Origin of the sequence: Ralstonia sp. TCR112, assembly GCF_007997035.1 — a bacterium.
Lineage (GTDB): Bacteria > Pseudomonadota > Gammaproteobacteria > Burkholderiales > Burkholderiaceae > Ralstonia > Ralstonia edaphi.
This window is the reverse complement of the sequence record NZ_VOSS01000207.1, coordinates 1-730: the sequence shown is the minus strand read 5'-3', so window position 1 is coordinate 730 and position 730 is coordinate 1. Positions and strand designations below refer to the sequence as shown.

The window sequence follows — 730 nt, the reverse complement described above, 5'->3', positions numbered from 1 at the left end:
GGCGAGTGGACCGGCTGGAAATACCGCCAGCCCGTCGACCGCACGCCGCCGCTGGTGCTGTTGCTCGACATTTCCGGATCGATGAGCCGCTATTCACGCGCCGTGCTGTATTACTGCCACGCGCTGGTGCAGTCGCGCGAGCGCATCCAGGCCTTCCTGTTCGGCACGCGGCTGACGAACGTCTCGCGGCAACTGCGCGAGCGTGATCCGGATGTCGCCGTCCAGGCCATCGCCGAGCTGGTGCCCGACTGGTCGGGCGGCACGCGCATCGGCGCGGCGCTGGCGGAGTTCAATCGCCAATGGGCGCGCCGCACGCTGTCCGGCCGTGCCACCGTCCTGCTCGTGACGGATGGGCTCGACCACGAGCACATCGACGTGCTCGACACCGAGATGGCACGCCTGGCGCGCTTCGCCCACCGCATCGTCTGGCTCAACCCGCTGCTGCGCTTTGCCGGCTTCGAGCCGCGGGCACGTGGCGTGCGGACCATTCTGCCGCATGTCGACGTGATGGTGCCGGCGCACCATTTCGACAGCCTGGCTGCGCTGGAGCACGAACTGGCGCATGCCCGCCGCACGCGTCCGCCGCGTCCCCCCACCCCCGTCCCATCGACCGCCCCATGGAACTGACCCAGACCCATCTCCTGCCCGTGCCCCTGCAGACCGCCTGGGATGCGCTGAACGACCCGGCCGTGCTGCAGCGCTGCATTCCCGGCTGCGAGAGCATCACCGC

The 730-nt window shown here is 69.9% G+C and carries 2 protein-coding genes; both read left to right on the top strand.

Going from position 1 to position 730, the window contains the following annotated elements:
• On the top strand, window positions 1-627 hold a 627-nt coding region (locus FUT88_RS25315; RefSeq protein WP_147219304.1), incomplete at its 5' end, for a vWA domain-containing protein.
• The coding region (locus tag FUT88_RS25310; RefSeq protein WP_261797295.1) for a CoxG family protein at window positions 618-730 on the top strand (113 nt) is incomplete at its 3' end. The genes FUT88_RS25315 and FUT88_RS25310, both read left to right, overlap by 10 nt.